Annotated in this window: 1 rRNA gene; it reads right to left on the bottom strand. The window is 52.8% G+C overall.

The features are described 5' to 3' along the window. Window positions 1–890: ribosomal RNA gene (locus BM319_RS00005) — 16S ribosomal RNA — on the bottom strand; the annotation flags it as partial.

Genomic DNA, 890 nt, shown 5'->3' with positions numbered 1-890 from the left:
CTATCCATTGTAGCACGTGTGTAGCCCAGGTCATAAGGGGCATGATGATTTGACGTCATCCCCACCTTCCTCCGGTTTGTCACCGGCAGTCACCTTAGAGTGCCCAACTAAATGCTGGCAACTAAGATCAAGGGTTGCGCTCGTTGCGGGACTTAACCCAACATCTCACGACACGAGCTGACGACAACCATGCACCACCTGTCACTCTGTCCCCGAAGGGAAAGCCCTATCTCTAGGGTTGTCAGAGGATGTCAAGACCTGGTAAGGTTCTTCGCGTTGCTTCGAATTAAACCACATGCTCCACCACTTGTGCGGGCCCCCGTCAATTCCTTTGAGTTTCAGTCTTGCGACCGTACTCCCCAGGCGGAGTGCTTAATGCGTTAACTTCAGCACTAAAGGGCGGAAACCCTCTAACACTTAGCACTCATCGTTTACAGCGTGGACTACCAGGGTATCTAATCCTGTTTGCTCCCCACGCTTTCGCGCCTCAGCGTCAGTTACAGACCAGAAAGTCGCCTTCGCCACTGGTGTTCCTCCAAATCTCTACGCATTTCACCGCTACACTTGGAATTCCACTTTCCTCTTCTGCACTCAAGTTTCCCAGTTTCCAATGACCCTCCCCGGTTGAGCCGGGGGCTTTCACATCAGACTTAAGAAACCGCCTGCGCGCGCTTTACGCCCAATAATTCCGGACAACGCTTGCCACCTACGTATTACCGCGGCTGCTGGCACGTAGTTAGCCGTGGCTTTCTGGTTAGGTACCGTCAAGGTGCCAGCTTATTCAACTAGCACTTATTCTTCCCTAACAACAGAGCTTTACGACCCGAAGGCCTTCATCGCTCACGCGGCGTTGCTCCGTCAGACTTTCGTCCATTGCGGAAGATTCCCTA

The sequence above is a fragment of the Bacillus sp. UNCCL81 genome (genome assembly GCF_900112535.1).
GTDB classification, from domain to species: Bacteria; Bacillota; Bacilli; order Bacillales; family Bacillaceae_G; genus Gottfriedia; species Gottfriedia luciferensis_B.
This window is presented reverse-complemented; position numbering and strand designations above follow the sequence as displayed.